The sequence below is a fragment of the Cohnella sp. 56 genome, assembly GCF_037963805.1.
In the GTDB taxonomy this organism is placed as follows: domain Bacteria; phylum Bacillota; class Bacilli; order Paenibacillales; family Paenibacillaceae; genus Cohnella.
The window spans coordinates 112,729-129,050 of sequence record NZ_JAZDQE010000012.1 but is presented as its reverse complement, the minus strand read 5'-3'; the positions used below and the strand labels follow the sequence as shown (position 1 = coordinate 129,050).

The window sequence follows — 16,322 nt, the reverse complement described above, 5'->3', positions numbered from 1 at the left end:
CATCGGATCTGCTACAAAGCCTGCACGGATGCAGGCTTTGTAGCATTGAATTGTCTCACGAAGTTATAAAAAGCAGCCTCCCACCCGGATCGAACCGGGCGGAAAGCTGCTTTATCGGTGCTGCTGCAATCGGTCAAATACGTTTGGCGATTACAAAGTATGTGCTCGGTCCCGAGGCGTCGCCGTTGTTGCCGAGCGATACGGTGGCATTGGCGGCAAAGCTTTTTTTGTACAGGCTGTAGGTGAGCCCGGCGTCGCTCGTCACGTTCAGCCCCGAGTCGGTCCACGACGACATCCAGGACGGCTTGGTCGCGATGGCATCGTTGTGGGCGACGTAGACGTCGCTCGCGGCCGTCACCTTGAAGCTGACGAGCGTCGTCCCCGTGTATACCTTGGAGTCGTTGGCCGGACGAATCCAGTCGCTGCCGTTCACGGCGGCAGGCACCGACGTGAACAGTGTGGTGCGGTCGCCGTAGACCAGGTCGCCGCCGTGAATATTGGTACGGATCGACCAGTTCGCCGCATTGGCCGTGTCGTTCACCGTCATGTTGGTGAGCAGCGGGGTCGTGACCGGAGCGGTGCCGTTGAAGTACTCCTCGATATTCGTATAGCCGTCATTGTTGTAATCTCCGCTGCTCGTCTGGCTGAGATTGCCGAAGTTGCCCATCTCCCATACGTCCGGCATGCCGTCGTTGTCGGTATCCGTGCAGGCCGTGCCGCCTGCGATCGTCGGATAGCCGCCGACCTGGCTCTCGTTCGTGATGACGAAGTTGATGCCGGTATTCGTCTGGTATTGATTCACGAGACGGGTGTCGACGCTGTCTCTGGCCGTGACCCATGCGCCTTCGCAGGAGATGCGCTGCGACGCCCCTACCGTCGGCAGGATGCTGCTCTCGATATTGCCGACAGGCTCCGCGACGATCGGATACGTCGTGTTCGCCAGCGGGGTCGTCCGCTTCCAGGACGCCGGGATGGCCGCGCCGGTCTCCGTCTCGTTCTCGCCCGCAATCTTGCTCGTCAACAGCCACTGGTTGCCGGTAGGACTGGTCTGGTTCCAGCCGATATTGCCGGACAAGTAGATGGACGGATCGCCGTGCGCGGTATTGTTGTCGTAAGGCACCGCCTGCGGGAACGCCTGAATCTCGTGCGGGTAGAAGTTGGATTCGTACGTGGTGACGCCGTAGAGCGGACCCTTCTTGTACTTGTTGCCGATGAAGTCCGCCGAGATGCCGCCGCCGACCTGGGCCAGATAGAAGCTCTGGTTGTACGTGATGTTGTTGACGATCCGGCTCGACTTCGTCTTGAGCAGCGGGTTGCGGTGCGTGTCGTTCATGATCAGGTTGTGGTGCATGTCGATATCGGTCTCGTTGTCCTGCCCGCCCTCTCCGCCTGCCAGCAGGCCCGTGGAGTGCGGGTACAGTCCTTCGGCCATGATGTTGTACGAGCTGGTTACGTTTTTGGTGGAGATATCGACGCTCTTCCAGACGCCGATGCCTTCGTCCTGATTCCAGCTGACGGACAGATGGTCCAGAATAATATTGTTGCCGTTGAAAATCTCGATCGCGCCACCGCTGTCGTCGCCGTTAGGATTGTAGCCTTTGCGGAGGCGCAAATAGCGGATGACGACGTTGGCGTCCTGACCGACGACGCCGACCATCAGCATATTGGTCGACATGGCGGTGCCCTTGAGCAGAATGCCGCCGCCCGGAGCCGTCTGACCCGCGATCGTCAGATTCGGATTCGTGATCAGAATCGTGCTCTGCAGATTGATTGTGCCTCCGACCGTAAAGACGCAGGTGCGCGTCCCCGTGGCGGTGGCGCATGCCCGCAGGCTGCCCGGACCGGAATCGTTGAGATTGGTCACCTTGATGATCGTGCCGCCGCGGCCGCCCGTAGAGATGGCCCCGCCGCCCTGCGCACCCGGAAATGCCGGTACGACCGGCGATGCCTCGGAGCGGGGCACTTCAACCGTGCCGGCCAGCAGTGAGAACAGAAGCGTCATAACCAGAACCGCCGCCAGGAAAAACGGTATGCTGCGCTTGCTTTTTCCATGCCGATCCGAACTGAATGCCGTTAACATTATTGCACTCTCCTTTATATGGAATATGGGAGCGCGGGGCTGTCCGGAGTCGACGCACGGCCCTTCGTCTCACGCCATCAGTGTAAGGGACGCTGCGGAAAAAACGATATATGAGATTTCCCCGATCCGTATGACAATTCATCGGATATACGGCAAATTGCAGCAGCGTTCGGCTTATACCGCCTCCGTCCGCCCCGATTGCTCCGCTCTGCTCATCGCGTTAATGATGCTCAGACCCGCAGCGATCTCCTCCGGCGCAACGGCCCCTTCCAGACGCTCTCCCCGGATCGCGCGGTAGAACGCTTCCCATTGATATTGTCCGACGGCGCCCGGCAGCGCCGCCTCCTCTACGTACATGCGCCCGTCCGCGTCCTGCGTGACGAGCGTCATCGCGCTCCCGGCGCCGGCCCCGCTCTCGTCGAACGGCTTGGGGCCGATATTGCGATAGACGGTCCCCCGCTCGTACTGGACGGTCAGCGCATATTTGTAAGCCTGTCCGTCGTCAATGCAGAAGGAAGCGAAAATATTGGCGAGCGCGCCGTTCTTGAAGCGGATGCCGAGCTGGGCATTGTCCGGCGTGGGGCGTCCGGTGAACAGCCGCGAGTGCATCACCTGCACCTGCTCCGCCTCGCCGAACAGTCTGACGATGTCGTTGATTAAATAAATGCCGATCCGATAGATGGGTGCGACGGGACATAGCTCAGGATCGTCGTACCAGCTCCCCGTATACGTCTCGCGATAATCGCACCATACGTCCGCCCGGCAGGCGACGGGCCGCCCCAGATCGAATCGTTCATGCCATTGCTTCAGCAGCTCCAGCTCGCCCGACAGCAGGGGTGCGGGCGAATTCAGATGCACGACTCTCCCGAGACGCTCCGCTTTCCGCAGCACTTCCAGGCCCTGCTCCGCATCCCGCTCGAACGGCTTGGTCGTCATCACGTCTTTGCCCGCGGTCATGATCCTGTCGATCAGGGCGGCGCGCCCGACGGGCGGTGTGAACAAGCCGATGGCGCGGATCTCGTCGTCTCCGAGCAGCTCGTCGAGATTCCGGTAAGCCCGTACCCCGTATTTTTCCGCATAGCTTGCGGCTTTGGCGGCATTGAGGTCGCATACGCCGGCCAGCTCGAACAAAGCCGCACCGGCTTGAGACGCCAGCTCCGCGACCATCGCAGCGCCGAAGTTGAGTCCTACGACTCCGATTTTAATCCTTTTCATCCTCTTGCCTCCGTATCGGCTGTCCGTGATCGGCCGCATTGTTGTTGAATTTGGGCAGCCGCAGCGTCACGACCGTCCCCTCCCCGATCTCGCTCTCGATGCTGATGCCGTAGCTATTGCCGAAAAACAGCCTTAATCTGTTGTGGACGTTCAACAGCCCGTACCCGACGGACTGCTTGACGAAGATGCCGTCGATCACGTCCTGCTCCATGCCGGGCCCGTTGTCCGTCACCCGGAACTCGATCATATCGTCCGTCGCATGACCGGCTACGATAATCAGTCCGCGGCCTTCCTTCTTTCTCTCGATGCCATGATGGATCGCGTTTTCGACAATCGGCTGCAGGATCAGCTTGATCATATCGTAATCGTAGATTTCCTCCGCGAGGTCATAGATTACGTCGAAGCCCTCGTCGTGCATGACGCTCTGAATTTCCAGATAGGATTGCGTATTTTGTATTTCGTCCCGGATCGTGATGACGTTCCTGCCGCTGTTCAGCGTCGTCCGATAAAATCTGGATATGGAGCCGGCGATCTCGCTGATATCTTTGGCATGGATCATCTTCGCCTTCCAGTTGATCAGGGACAGCGCATTGTACAGAAAATGCGGATTGATCTGGGCTTGCAGCGCCTTGAACTCCGCTTCCTTCTGCGTGATCTCGCTGCGGTACACATGCTCGATCAGGTTATTGATCCGCTTGAGCATGACTCTGAACCGGTTGATAAGCTCCCCGACCTCGTCCGACGAATCGCTGGACACCTCAACCTGGAGGTCGCCGTTCTGCACCCGCAGCATCATCTTGTTCAGCCATTCGATTCGCTTGACGAAGGTACGCGAGAACAGCCAGATCATCAGTACGAGCACGAGCAGGCAGATGCCGGCGATGAGCACGGTCGCTTCGATGATGTCGCGCTGATGCACCGGCATCAGCCGCTGCGGCGTGTAAAAGAAAATCGACCAGCCCGCTTCCGGCATGTCGATGCGGATGATGCGATAGGTCTCGCCGCCGATCTTCAGCTTGCGCGCGGGCCGCTCCGGCAGTACGCCGCTATCCAGCGCGTTGTCGGGATCGCTGAACGTATTGTGCGTGTAGAGGACATGATTGTTTTTGTCCAGCACGACGAGTCCGTATTGGTCCGCGAGCGGCTCGGCCAGCCCCTGGAACAGCTTGCCGCGGTCGATCTCCACATAGAGGACGCCCAGATCCGATGTGTTGTTGTTAATGTTTACAATTTTGCGGACGGCAAAAATCCGCTCTTCATCGTCAAACAAAGCGGGTTTGGTACGCGCTTGTTTGTACCAGGACGTATCGCTGACGCGAGCGCTGGAGCGGGTAAACTGGCCGAACTCGGGAATGTCGTTGCTGCCGTAAATAACGATCTTGCTGATGTCGCCGTTCAAATACATAATCTCCGACAGCGTCGGTCCCAGATAATGCGTCATATCGTCGTACAGCGCATACAAATCCGAATATTGGTTTTTCAAAATTTGCTGAATCCGCTTGTTAATGCCGATAAAGTCGGCCACGTTCTCGACCTGTCTGAGCTTGCCGTCAATGTTGCCGGCCGATTGCGTGAGCGCGATGCGCCACTTGTTTTCCACCTGCACCTCGAGCGCGAACTTGGATCGCTCGAACGAGTAGAGGCCCAGAATCAGGATCGGAATGATGACGACAAGCGAATAGGAGAGAAACAGTTTATGCTTGAAACGCAAACTTTTGAAAAATCGCATAAACGGCTTCATGCTATTCGACCTTTTCGCGGTATTTGGCCGGACTTTCTCCGTACCCGTTTCTGAAGATCATGCAAAAATACGACGTATCCTGGTAGCCGACGCTTTTGCCGATATCGGCGATTTTGCGATTCGTGTGCTTGAGCAGCGCCTCCGCCTTTTTCAGCCTGCAGGCGGTAATATATTTCATCAGGCTGTAGCCTGTCTGCTCCTTGAACTGGCTGTTCAAATAGTCTGCGGACAAATACACCTCGGCCGCCACCGCCTCCACGCCGATCGGCTTCATATAATTCTCGTGAATGAAGCGGATCGCGAGCAGGACCGCTTTGCTGATCCCGCCGTCAGGCAGCTTGAGATTCAGCGCCGCCGCCTCCGGCGGCAACGCAAGCGGGTCCTCCGCCTCCTCCGACGGCAGCGCCTGCCCTGCAGATGCAGACGTCTGCGCCGGCTCCGCCTCGCTGCGCATTAATGCGTTGCGGTAGTCGGCCATCAGACGAAGCGTGCGCGCTTGCGCTTGCTTTTCCTTCTCGCACAGCTCGAGGACGCTGCGCATCGCATTCAAGAACTCCTGATCCTGCACCGGCTTCAGGACATAGTGGTGCACGTGCAGCTCCATCGCTTTTTTGGCGTACTCGAACTCGCCGTAAGCGCTGAAAATGACGATCTTGACATCCGGCTTGAGCCTGCGGGTCTGTTCGGCCAGGGACAGGCCATCCATGAAGGGCATGCGAATATCCGTAAACAAAATGTCCAGATCGTGATGGCGGATATAGTCCAGCGCCGCTTCTCCGTTTTCGGCCTCGACGACTTCCAGATCGAGACGATATTCGCGGATAAGAAATTGGATGCCCGTTCTCTCGATTTTCTGATCGTCCACGACTAGGATCTTGTGCATGCCGCGCGCCTCCCGGACCGGATGTTTATTCTTTGACGCTTCCGAGCGTGATTCCCGCGATAAAATATTTCTGAATAAACGGATATGCGAGCAGGACGGGAATCGAAGTCACGAGCACTTCAGCGGCCCGCAGCGTACTCTGCGATACGGTCTTGAGGACATCCAGATCGGTAATATCCCTCACCCGGCGCCCGGGCTCGATCACGTTCATCTGGATATAGGTTTGAAGCGGGTAATGGTCCGGCCGGTTAATATAGATGAGCCCGTCGAACCAGGCGTTCCAGTGATACACGATCGTAAACAAAGTCAGCGTCATCAGGCTTGGCACGGACAACGGCAGCGCGATTCGCAGGAAATACGTCAAATGGCCCCCGCCGTCCAAAAACGCGCATTCCTCCAGCTCCTTGGGCAGGTTCCGGAAAAAATTCAACAAAATGACGATGTTGAAAATTTGTACGGCGCCCGGCAGAATGAGCGCCCACATGCTGTTGATGAGTCCCGTCGACCGGACGACGAGAAAGGTCGGGATCAAGCCGCCGCTGACGAACATCGTGACGACAAAAAACCAGACGTAAACGGTGCGCGACCGAAACCGGCGGTCTTCCTTGGACAACGGATACGCGGTGAACGCGGTGACGGCCATGTAGATGACGACGCCGAGCAGCACCCGCTGCACCGAGATGCCGAAAGCCTTCATGAATTGGGAACCGCTTACAACAAAGCTGTAGGAATTGATCGTAAAGTCGGCCGGCCAGAACGATACTTTCCCTTCGGCCACGGCCGCGCTCGAACTGAGCGACACGGCCAGAATATGAATATACGGGAATAAGCATAGCAAGGATACGGCCAACAGTATAGTCATATTTAAATAGTCGAACGTTACTTTTCCGGCTGATCTTTTTATCGGCATGCGCTGCACCTTCGTTCGCTTAGAAGATTCGATAATTGGCAAATTTTGAAGCCAGTGCGTACGACACGGATACCATCACGAGCGACACGCACGATTTGAACAGTCCGATCGCCGTGCCGATATCGTACTTGGCGCCCAGCAGCCCGATCCGATAATTGAACGTATCGATGATGTCGCCGCTCTGGAATACGACCGGATTGTACAGCACGAAGATCTGCTCGAAGCCGGCGTTGAGAATGTCGCCCAGGCTAAGCGTACCGAGCAGCACGATAATCGGCATCATGCCGGGCAGCGTCACGTGCAGCGTCTGCTTCCAGCGATTTGCGCCGTCGATGACGGCGGCCTCGTACAAGGACGGATTGATCGCAGTCAGAGCGGCCAGGTAAATAATCGTGTTGAACCCGGTGGACTTCCACAGATCGGTAGCGACCAGCATGTACGGGAACACCCGGTTGTCGCCCATGAAAAAGACGGGCTCAAGGTGCAGCCAGGCCAGAAACTGATTGACGAGGCCGTCGGAGGCGAGAATATCGCTGATGATGCCGCCCAGGATGACCCAGGACAGAAAGTAAGGCAGGTAAGTAACCGTCTGAACGATTCGCTTCAGCCAGATCTTGGCGACCTCGTTCAGCAGCAGGGCGAACATAATCGGCGCGATCGTGCCCGCCACGATTTTCATCGACGCGATGAAGATTGTGTTCCATAATACGCGGGGGAATTCCGGCATGCCGAACACGTACTTGAAGTTGTCGAAGCCGACGAACGGAGATGCGAAGTATCCGCCGTGCGAGAAGCTGGCGATATTGAATTTCTGAAAAGCAAGCACCAGGCCCGCCATCGGCCAATAGCTGTAAACGAGCACGAGCGCGACGCCCGGCAGCAGCATCAGGTGCAGCGGAAAGTTCCGCTTGATGTCGATCCTGCGATTCATGTCGGTCACCTCCGCAAACGGATCGAGGCAAAGCATGAATGCCACGCCTTGCCTCGCCGGTTCATTCCGCAAACTTATTTTTTATTTTCGGCATACCAGGCGTTCGCTTCGTCGGTCATTTTTTGTCCGCCTTGTTTGTACCATTCTTCCACGTACTTGTCGTAATCGTCCACGCTCGCGCCCATGATGATCTTGACCATCACGTCGTTGAAGCGCACGTCGAGGGCATCCTTGTATTCAGTCATGGCGGGGGTCGGCGTGCCCGTAAATTTGTCGTAGAGCAGTCGGCCTTCCTTTTCGTATTCCAGATGGTGCCTGATCGATCCGCCCGGACCGTACATGGCGAAGAACGGCCAGTTGTCGATCGTGCCGTTATTCATATAGTCGACGACCTTGTCGTAGGCGTCCTTCTCGATCGTCGTCAGAGACGATGTATCCTTCGTCTCCAGCGCCTTGTTGATGTTCACGTACTTGTTGTCTTCCTGGCGCGGCAGCAGCTGCTGCACGACCGTATACTTCCAGATGCTGCGGTTCGTCGCGGCGTCGATATTGTACTTGGCATAGTCCGCGTTCGGGCCGTACAGCTTCTCGGTCGCCAGGTTCAGCATCTTGATGATCGCTTCCGGATGCGCCGTGCCTTTCTTGGCGACGAACCGGTTCAGAATCTCCAGTCCGGGGACCGGCATCATCGCGGGCTCGGCGTCGGCGGATACGATCGAATACGCCTTCCAATCCGCCTTCGGGTCCGCCTGCTTGAGACTGCGCAGCGGGTAATCGGGGAAGTAATACTCGCCGTAGATCAAGCCGTACTTGCCTTGCGCGGTGTCTTCCTCCAGCTGCTCGCCCTTTTTCAGCGCGAAGTCCTTCGGAATCAGCTTGTCTTTGTACATCTCCTGGAGCAGCTTCAGCGCAGACTTCATGACGTCCGCCTGGGCTTTGCCGTAGACGAGCTTGCCGCTCGCGTCCTCCACCCATGAATTCGGGTAGGCATGGAAACCGTAGAAGACCGGGTCCAGGTTGTAGTAGCCGTCCGGCTCCGTGCCGTCTCCCGACACGTACAGGCCGGTCGTATCGGCCTTCTTGTTGCCGTCCGGGTCCTGGGTTGCGAACGCGGTCGCGATCGCCTTGATATCGTCCATCGTCTTCGGCTCGGGCAGGCCCAGCTTCGTGCGCCAGTCTTCGCGGACCCACAGCACGAGCGAAGCGTCGATCGGGTCGTGCCAGCGGGGAATGGAGTAGATTTTTCCGTTCCGCTTGCTGCCTTCCAGCGTCCGTCCGCCGTCGCGCGTCATCAAGTCTTTGACGAGCGGCGATGCGTACTTGTCGTACACGTCCGTCAGATCCTCCAGCTGTCCTTGATCGACGAGCTGATCGAACATCGGCGAATCGCCGGGGAGGGCGAACAGGTCGGGCAGGTCGCCGGAAGCGACCATCAGCGTCAGCTTGTCGACGCTGTCGCTGCCCCACAGCACGTTGACGTCGATGCCGAGCTCCTCCGCGTACGTCTTGATCCAGATATTGTTGCTCGGCGATTCGCCGGGCAGAAACTTGGCGTTGCCCGCAATCAGCGTATTGACCGCGGTCAGCTTGATCGGCGGATCGTACTTGCCCAGCGGGTCCGTATTGTCCGCGGCCGGGCTCGAACTCGTTGAAGCGCTTGCATCAGATGTTGCGGTTGACGACTGAGACGATTGCGGCGATGCTGCGGCGTTGCCGTTGTTGCCGCCGTCCTTGCCCGAGCAGCCCGCCAGCGCGAACGACGTCAGCAGCACGGCGGCAGCCAGTGTGCAGGTCGCTTTTTTCATGGCTCCATCCCCCAATAGCTTCGATTGTATCTTTCGTTGTGCTTGTTTTTAGTTTAGGCGGGACGAAGCAGGGATGAAATATTAGTTTTCCGCGATCTATATGAGAATCCATATGAACTAGGGCTGAACCGGCTTCGCGGTCTCGAGCAGAATCGTATTCATCTCATGGATGAACTCGAACACGTCGAATACCGGCTGGATGCGTGGTTCGTTTTGCTGCAAGTATGCTTCTAGCCGCCGCCAAGCTTCGTGCATGCCCGGTTCGTCGCCGCGCGCTTTTGCGGCCAACGTCTGCGAGAAAAGATCCGCGAACGGGCCGTGAATCTGCAAGTATTCCCACGATTTCTGCTGTGCGGGAGGCAGATCTGCGGCAAGGTTTCTCTCGATTATGGGCCTGAAGCTGTCCGTCAGCGCCGGAATTTTAGCGAATTTCTCCGCCAGCGCCGGATTCGTTTTCTCCTCTTCTTCCCTCAGATAGGGCGGATGGAACAAATCGGACAGTTGCCGCAAATATTTTTTGCACAGGATGCCGTCATCTCCGAATGCGTGACGATCATAATCGTCGGCAATCTCGTCGATATCGAGGTTAGCATTCCACAGCGTCGCTCCGAGCACCTGCATCAGCAGACCGGTCGGAAAAAAAGCCCGCTGCACCTGACAGCTCATATATCCGTTCAGACCGATGGACCGCAAATTCCGGATGTCCTCATGCAAAATCAGCGCCGTGCCGTAATTGCCCGGATCGTTGAAGTGATCGGTGAATACATGATAATCGAAGTCGAAGCTGTCGCCTTGAAAAACGTCCTGCCATGCCCGTAAATAGGCGAGGTTATCCTCGACGCCGCTGGAGAAGGTGAGCTGATTGCGGTTAAAAGATGGAATCGGAGCCGGCGGTCCGTCCGCCGAAAACGCCCGGGTATACGTGCGCGTGATCGGCGCAAACATCAGGATGAACCGCTCGGGAAACGCGATTCGCTGCGCAAGCGGCGGCCACAGCAGCTCGAAGTAAATCAGGAAAACGATCTTGACGCCGAGACCCTGATTCGTAAGCCTGCGATCCAGCTCGTTCAGCATGGCAACGTAGAAGTCCGAAGGCAGCGCTTCGCTGCAATCGCCGCATTCGCATTGGTTGTTGAACATATCGGCCAGCCAGAAATGCAAAACGTCAATATGGGAGCGCAGCGCCACATAGTCTACGATTTCCTTCACGATCATGTCCTGAACGTCCGGGTTGGAATAGCAGAGGTTCGTATTCAAGGCGATGTTCTGCCACAGCGCCCGTTCGCCGTCGACTTCCGCCAGATAGCGCCTGATCTCCGGCTTGATGTCGATCTCTTGCGGATTCCAGGACAAGCCCGGAATGCCCAGAGGCTCGCAGGTCCATCCGTGTCCGACGGCATGATAGATCAGGCCTCTTTTGCGGATCTCGCTCTCCGCCCGGCGAACGAGCTCGCGCGCCTGCCCGACGCTGAACGGCTCGGGCGGCAGCGTCGGATTGTGCAGATGCGAATACCAGCGGTCGAAAAAAGTATACGCTTCGCGGAACTGGATGAAGTAGCTGTTGAAACCGGCCTTCGGCATCCAATCGATCATATTGCGAAGATTATCGTAGCTTACCGCTCCTTCGATGCAGATTCCCCGATGCCGGTACGACGGCCGCTCGTGAAGCGATACGGGCTTGGGCGCAGCGATCCGGGTCGGGACGTATTCCCCGTCCGGACCCGGACGAAGCCAGCGGAAGCCTTGTTCTTTGAGATATCGGTAGACGGCAATCAGGACGCTCCTCGAGTTGCTGCCGCTGATCATTCCTTGCTTATCCGTCATTTCAATCCGAATCTCGTCGTCGAACATAGAGAGCTGTTCGGAGGCTTGGCCGCCAGGCGGCATCTTCATTAAATAAATCGTATGCAAGGCAGATCGACTCGCATAGACGGCGACGCCGGTCTCTACTTGTGAGTCGAGCAGCAGCAGGCTCATGTACCGCCGCAGTTCATCGGCCGCGAATGCGATCGTATAGTCGTTGCCCGAATGATGGATCGTCCAGTGCGCGTTGTTCATCTTCTCTCTTCCCTCCCATCCTCAATGTACAGGACTCCCGGATCGACGAACATGCGATTTTTCCTTGATCCATATGGCGATCCATCGATTATTACGGAAATAAATGAAAAACACGCCTTTGCAGGCGTGTCGAGTCAAGTTATTTATTCAAACGTACCCGCCAGCATCGGCTCCGTGCGCTCGATCCACTTGCCGTTCGTGAAGTCCGGAAATGCGACCGGCGCCCCGCCGGCATGGACCGACTGCTCGGACAGCACCGTCACCGCCATCCAGGTCGCCATGTCGTAGACATCGATCGGCGGGCGCGTCCCGGCAGCCACGCAGTCCACGAACTCGCGCAATACGAGGTAATCCATGCCGCCATGTCCGCCCTTGACGCCTTCGTTCAAAAAGCGCTGCCATACCGGATGCTCGTACCGTTCCAGGTAGCTGTCGAACGATTCCCACTCATGCGCCGGACTGGCTTCCTCGATGTAGATCGCGTTGCCGTCCTCCATCCAGATTCCCTTCGTGCCTTGAATCTGGCCGCCTCGGGAATAGGGCCTCGGCAGGGAAGTGTCATGCGTCAGCAGGATCGTCTCGCCGTGCGCGCACTTCATCATCGTCGTGACGATGTCGCCGAGCTCGATCGGGGAACGCGCGGCCGTATGCGCCGGTCCGAGATGTTCGCTTGCCCATGCGTTGATCCCTCGCGACTTGGACGCGATCGAGGTGACGCTCACGATGCGGTTGCCGCGGTTAATGTTCAGACAAGCCGCGGGCAGGCCCAGTCCGTGCGTCGGATACAGATCGCCGTTGCGGTTCAGGTAGTTGTGGATACGGTAGTGCCGGTTCTCGATACCGGTCGCCACTTCCTCCCGCAGATCGTGCAGATATCCGCCGCGGCAGTGGATCAGCTCGCCGAACAGCCCCTGCCTGACCATGTTCAGCACAGCCATCTCGTTGCGTCCGTAGCAGCAATTTTCCAGCAGCATGCACGGCATGCCGGTCGCTTCCGAGGTCCGTACCAGCTCCCAGCACTCCTCGATCGAGGCGGCGCCTCCGACTTCGGAGCCGACATACTTTCCGGCTCTCATGGCCGCAATGGCGATCTCCGCATGGCTGGTCCAGGAAGATGCCACGATGACGGCCTGGATGTCGGCCTGCGCCAGCAGTGCTTTATAATCCCGGTACAGTGCGGGAACCGGCCTCGCAGCGTTCTGCGATTCCTCAGCCGCCTGCCGCAGCCGATCCTCATACAGGTCGCTGACCGCTACGACCTCGACGCCATCCATCTCCTGAAGCAGGCTAAACAGGCTTTTTCCCCGTTGTCCCAGTCCGATGACGCCGAGGCGGACTTTCCCAGACGAAGCTTGCATGCACCCATGTCTCCTTCAATATTGTGAATTTCTGTTGTCATGAGTATGCTATCATGAGGATAGCGGCTTTGTATTTGTCGTTCTTCGCAGTTGAGTTGTGAATTTCCGTTATATTAAGAGGTGGACTCCGATGTCGTCCGGCTTCAGACAGCCCCATACGAAACCTTTGAATATCCGCGCCTTTGCCCCGAGCGTGCACTATGCCGAATATCAGCGCATCCCGCCTGCACCGGGCTACAATCGCCGCCTGTACGACTGCGAGCTGATGTACGTCTACTCCGGCAGCATCCGGGCTCATTTTGAGGACGAAGCGTACCCGCTTCCTTTGTTCGCGGGGGATCTGCTCGTGCTGCCGCCGGCCGTGCAGCACCGGATCGAGCTGGCAGGGGCGCCTGACACCCGTCTGCTCGGCATCCACTTCGACCTGTACGACGAGCTGGAGATCGCATTCGAACACGAGCTGGTCATCAAGGAGGAGGATGTGCGGGAGGATCGCATCTGCTGCTGGCCCGTAACTGCAGCCGGCAGCTTTGCTTTTGCCCGCCGTTACCGCTCGGTTCCGCAGCAGCTCGTGTCCTGGATGGAGGAAGCCGCAGAGGCGTTCCATGCCAGCCGCGCCGCCGCCTCGCTCGCCTGCCGCGGTTATATGCAGCTCGTTATCGCCGCACTGCTCGGCCTCTCGCCGGAGCCGCAGAGTCAGAGCGTCACCGCCTATCAGCAGCGGCTGCTCGAGCTGAAGGCGGAGCTGCAGCACAATCTCCATCTGCCGCATACGAACAAGACGTTGGCTCGGCAGCTGAACGTCAGCGAAGATTACTTTATCCGCCTGTTCAAGCAATCGTTCGGCGAGTCTCCCCAGAAATTCGTGCAGAAGCTGCGCCATCAGGCCGCCAAGCGTTATCTGCTGGAGACGGACGAGAAAATCGAGCGGATCGGGGCCCTGGTCGGCTACGACGATCTGCACAACTTCAGCCATATATTCAAGAAATGGCAGGGCATCTCTCCCCAGCAATACCGGAAGCTGTTCCGGGGCAGCGTCTCGTGACGAAGCATTCGCATGTTATGCGGATAGGACTTCTATCCCCCGCTTCCGGCATGTCCGTTAGCCGGAAATTCCAGCTTCTGATTTTCCCCGGCGGCTTCGTCATTACCAATTTGATTGAAATAACCACCATCATCCACGATCTGTTTATGGATCGTGAGTTGATGGTGGTTTAAAAAGAATGATATACGTTTATCGTTTTTTATTCATTAAAGCTGATTTCTTTTAAAAACTTCCGTTTCCATATCTTAGTTCTATTTCGTACCAAGTTCCTGCCGGGAGGTTAAACTCGCCAGGTTGCGTCTCGGTAATCTTCGTCCAAGTCGTCTGCTCAATTGGACGTGTAATTTTATAGTACCATGCATTTGAACCTGAAGCTGCCGTAACACCTTTTAATTTGATTGCAGGTCCGGTAATTTCATTGTTGCTTGCGTCCAGAGCGGTTCTACTAAGGAACATATAATTTGTGGTTGCTAGAGGATTTCCAGTGTTGGATACTGCCACTACTGATGCAAAGCTGCCGCTTGTTCCCGTTAATTGTAACTTTGCCAATCCTGCCGGAGCATTTGCGTCCAGATAACCGCTGAATGCTTCTGTGTATGGAGCAGCAACTGTAAATTGTTTTCGGACCGTATCCTTTATAATTTGATTGTTTGTTGTTGTTAATGGGTTTGAAGGCGTTGCTGCCATAAAGTTTGCCGTAAGCTGTGAGGAAGGCACCGCACCGAACGCCCTGCGTATGCTGTAAACATTCTGCCATCCAGGTATAATGCTATATTTGGGGTTCATCAAGGTATTATAGTCTTTTGCATGCATAGGTTCATCGACGTATAGGACTTTGGGACTTGCACTCCTTCCTACCAGTCCTCTTTTTACAATCAATCCAGTGGTACGTAGGTGGTCAATAAACATGGCATCTGACTGCATTTCCCCTATAATATTGCTATTTGTGCTAGGTGTTCTTTGTACGATTGTAGAATTACCGTTCGCATCAAGATTGCGATCTCCATGCAGCCAGGCAAACCATTCGACCCCGCTCCAGTTATTATATGAGCTATAAGCGCTTGTAGCTATTTCAAGCATGGTGCGGTACTGTTTATTGGCATTAATAGAAGCATCCGTTTGGCTTTGATTCAATTCACTAATTAAGAATGGCTTACCTGTAATGGCGGATCTGTTGGTGAGATTGATATAGTCGTTACTCCCTCTTGTGATTAGTGGATCAATATAGAAATGATCTTCAATTAGATCGTTAACTTCGCTTTCCATCTTTTGAAAACTTTCACCTCTCCAGAGATTCGAGAAGACTAGTGGCTGAATGCTCCCAAGGTTCCTTACTTTAGTTTTAATCCGATTAAAGTAATTCTCGTCTAACTCCCTTAAGAAATCGCCCCTTGCATATTTCTGTGCATCGGTTGAAGGAGCATAGATGTCACAAGTTACGACTCCGTGGGCTGCAGTATAAGCGTCCCATTTGATTTGCAGTTTATTTTTAAAGTAGGAGACAGCAGGGTAAGTTGAGCTTGCAAACTGGTTACCGCTATTCACCGCATACTCCGATGATGTCTCGTTCATGATTTCAAGATTAAGAATCTGAGCATCTTTCTTATATGCAATTCCCGTATACGGGTTTATATGGTTCAACAGGTATGCTGCCTGCTCTTCCATTAATAGTGCGCTGCGTTCGTCAATCATAGGAAGCATTTTATAAAGATCCAAATTGCTCGGCATTTTGTTCAAGGCGACAATTGCATCCATCCATTGTTGACGGTCCTGCGAATTGGTGCTTTGAATGTCAACATCGCCGGGTAAAAATCTTCTGGTTCCAAACAAACTCACGGACTCATAAATTCCAGCAGACCGCAGTTTTGAATTAAAATAGTCATATCGATCCCATGCCTCCGTGTTCGGGGTTCTGGTATCCGTACCGTACGTTACTAATGCGCCTATTTGGGAATTGGGATTCCAATCCAAACTGTTACGGTAATTATGGTGGAGCCTTACAAGATTAATTTCATATTTGGCAAGCGTAGAAGCAAGCTTGTCTGCTTGTGTATGTGTCGGGTAGAGCGCTGCTACATTCATTCCCCAAAAATGCATAATCGTTCCGTCTGACTTCACGAAATTTTCTCCATTAACTGTAATCGGCACAACGGGGCCAATCGTTGCTGCTTTAAGCGGTTGCAAGGGCAACCCGTTGAGAAGACAACAAGCCAGAACAAAAGACAAGCATACCCGCAAATTGTTTACCCTTGACGTTTTTTTCATTATTACTTCCCTTCTTTCCTAATATTTTAAA

The 16,322-nt window shown here is 55.6% G+C and carries 11 protein-coding genes; 1 reads left to right on the top strand and 10 read right to left on the bottom strand.

Annotated elements, in window-relative coordinates; translation table 11 throughout:
- Positions 1 to 133: 133 nt before the first annotated feature.
- The 9 genes from VQ071_RS20115 to VQ071_RS20075 all read right to left on the bottom strand — a co-directional run bounded on the left by VQ071_RS20115 (position 134) and on the right by VQ071_RS20075 (position 12,981).
- Entirely contained in the window at positions 134 to 2,080 is a 1,947-nt protein-coding gene (locus tag VQ071_RS20115) for a hypothetical protein (protein WP_340515972.1), read from the bottom strand.
- 174 nt (positions 2,081 to 2,254) lie between these two features.
- Positions 2,255 to 3,295 carry a Gfo/Idh/MocA family protein gene (locus tag VQ071_RS20110; protein ID WP_340515970.1) on the bottom strand — a complete coding sequence of 347 codons (1,041 nt, stop codon included), beginning with the start codon at positions 3,293 to 3,295 and terminating at the stop codon, positions 2,255 to 2,257.
- A complete protein-coding gene (locus tag VQ071_RS20105) occupies positions 3,282 to 5,036 on the bottom strand; it encodes a cache domain-containing sensor histidine kinase (protein ID WP_340515969.1) in 1,755 nt (584 codons plus the stop codon). The genes VQ071_RS20110 and VQ071_RS20105 overlap by 14 nt, the downstream gene beginning before the upstream one ends.
- Before the next feature lies 1 nt (position 5,037).
- Positions 5,038 to 5,919, bottom strand: a complete 882-nt coding sequence (locus VQ071_RS20100) for a response regulator transcription factor (RefSeq protein ID WP_340515968.1) — start codon at positions 5,917 to 5,919, stop codon at positions 5,038 to 5,040.
- A 25-nt stretch (positions 5,920 to 5,944) separates the two neighbouring features.
- On the bottom strand, positions 5,945 to 6,829 hold the full coding sequence (locus VQ071_RS20095) for a carbohydrate ABC transporter permease (protein ID WP_340515967.1): 885 nt from the start codon (positions 6,827 to 6,829) through the stop codon (positions 5,945 to 5,947).
- A gap of 19 nt (positions 6,830 to 6,848) precedes the next feature.
- Positions 6,849 to 7,760: an ABC transporter permease gene (locus tag VQ071_RS20090; protein WP_340515966.1), complete on the bottom strand. Its 912-nt coding sequence runs from the start codon at positions 7,758 to 7,760 to the stop codon at positions 6,849 to 6,851.
- A 74-nt stretch (positions 7,761 to 7,834) separates the two neighbouring features.
- A complete protein-coding gene (locus VQ071_RS20085) occupies positions 7,835 to 9,565 on the bottom strand; it encodes an extracellular solute-binding protein (protein WP_340515965.1) in 1,731 nt (576 codons plus the stop codon).
- Positions 9,566 to 9,682: 117 nt separating this feature from the next.
- The gene (locus VQ071_RS20080; RefSeq protein WP_340515964.1) at positions 9,683 to 11,623 is read right to left on the bottom strand and encodes a DUF4838 domain-containing protein; all 1,941 of its coding nucleotides are present in this window, start codon (positions 11,621 to 11,623) and stop codon (positions 9,683 to 9,685) included.
- A gap of 143 nt (positions 11,624 to 11,766) precedes the next feature.
- Positions 11,767 to 12,981, bottom strand: coding sequence for a Gfo/Idh/MocA family protein (locus VQ071_RS20075; protein WP_340515963.1), 1,215 nt, complete (start codon positions 12,979 to 12,981; stop codon positions 11,767 to 11,769).
- A gap of 130 nt (positions 12,982 to 13,111) precedes the next feature.
- Between VQ071_RS20075 and VQ071_RS20070 the strand changes: the two genes are divergently transcribed.
- Positions 13,112 to 14,026 (top strand): AraC family transcriptional regulator, encoded by a 915-nt coding sequence (locus VQ071_RS20070; protein ID WP_340515962.1) that lies wholly within the window; start codon positions 13,112 to 13,114, stop codon positions 14,024 to 14,026.
- Between the two features lie 222 nt (positions 14,027 to 14,248).
- Here VQ071_RS20070 and VQ071_RS20065 read toward each other — a convergent pair whose 3' ends face one another.
- Positions 14,249 to 16,291 carry a hypothetical protein gene (locus VQ071_RS20065; protein ID WP_340515961.1) on the bottom strand — a complete coding sequence of 681 codons (2,043 nt, stop codon included), beginning with the start codon at positions 16,289 to 16,291 and terminating at the stop codon, positions 14,249 to 14,251.
- Positions 16,292 to 16,322: the final 31 nt, after the last annotated feature.

Coding starts and splice junctions, on each gene's coding strand:
- VQ071_RS20080 (WP_340515964.1), bottom strand. CDS start 11,623: ATGAACAACGCGCACTGGACGATCCATCATTCGGGCAACGACTATACG.
- VQ071_RS20095 (WP_340515967.1), bottom strand. CDS start 6,829: ATGCCGATAAAAAGATCAGCCGGAAAAGTAACGTTCGACTATTTAAAT.
- VQ071_RS20075 (WP_340515963.1), bottom strand. CDS start 12,981: ATGCAAGCTTCGTCTGGGAAAGTCCGCCTCGGCGTCATCGGACTGGGA.
- VQ071_RS20105 (WP_340515969.1), bottom strand. CDS start 5,036: ATGAAGCCGTTTATGCGATTTTTCAAAAGTTTGCGTTTCAAGCATAAA.
- VQ071_RS20070 (WP_340515962.1), top strand. CDS start 13,112: ATGTCGTCCGGCTTCAGACAGCCCCATACGAAACCTTTGAATATCCGC.
- VQ071_RS20085 (WP_340515965.1), bottom strand. CDS start 9,565: ATGAAAAAAGCGACCTGCACACTGGCTGCCGCCGTGCTGCTGACGTCG.
- VQ071_RS20065 (WP_340515961.1), bottom strand. CDS start 16,291: ATGAAAAAAACGTCAAGGGTAAACAATTTGCGGGTATGCTTGTCTTTT.
- VQ071_RS20090 (WP_340515966.1), bottom strand. CDS start 7,760: ATGAATCGCAGGATCGACATCAAGCGGAACTTTCCGCTGCACCTGATG.
- VQ071_RS20110 (WP_340515970.1), bottom strand. CDS start 3,295: ATGAAAAGGATTAAAATCGGAGTCGTAGGACTCAACTTCGGCGCTGCG.
- VQ071_RS20100 (WP_340515968.1), bottom strand. CDS start 5,919: ATGCACAAGATCCTAGTCGTGGACGATCAGAAAATCGAGAGAACGGGC.
- VQ071_RS20115 (WP_340515972.1), bottom strand. CDS start 2,080: ATGTTAACGGCATTCAGTTCGGATCGGCATGGAAAAAGCAAGCGCAGC.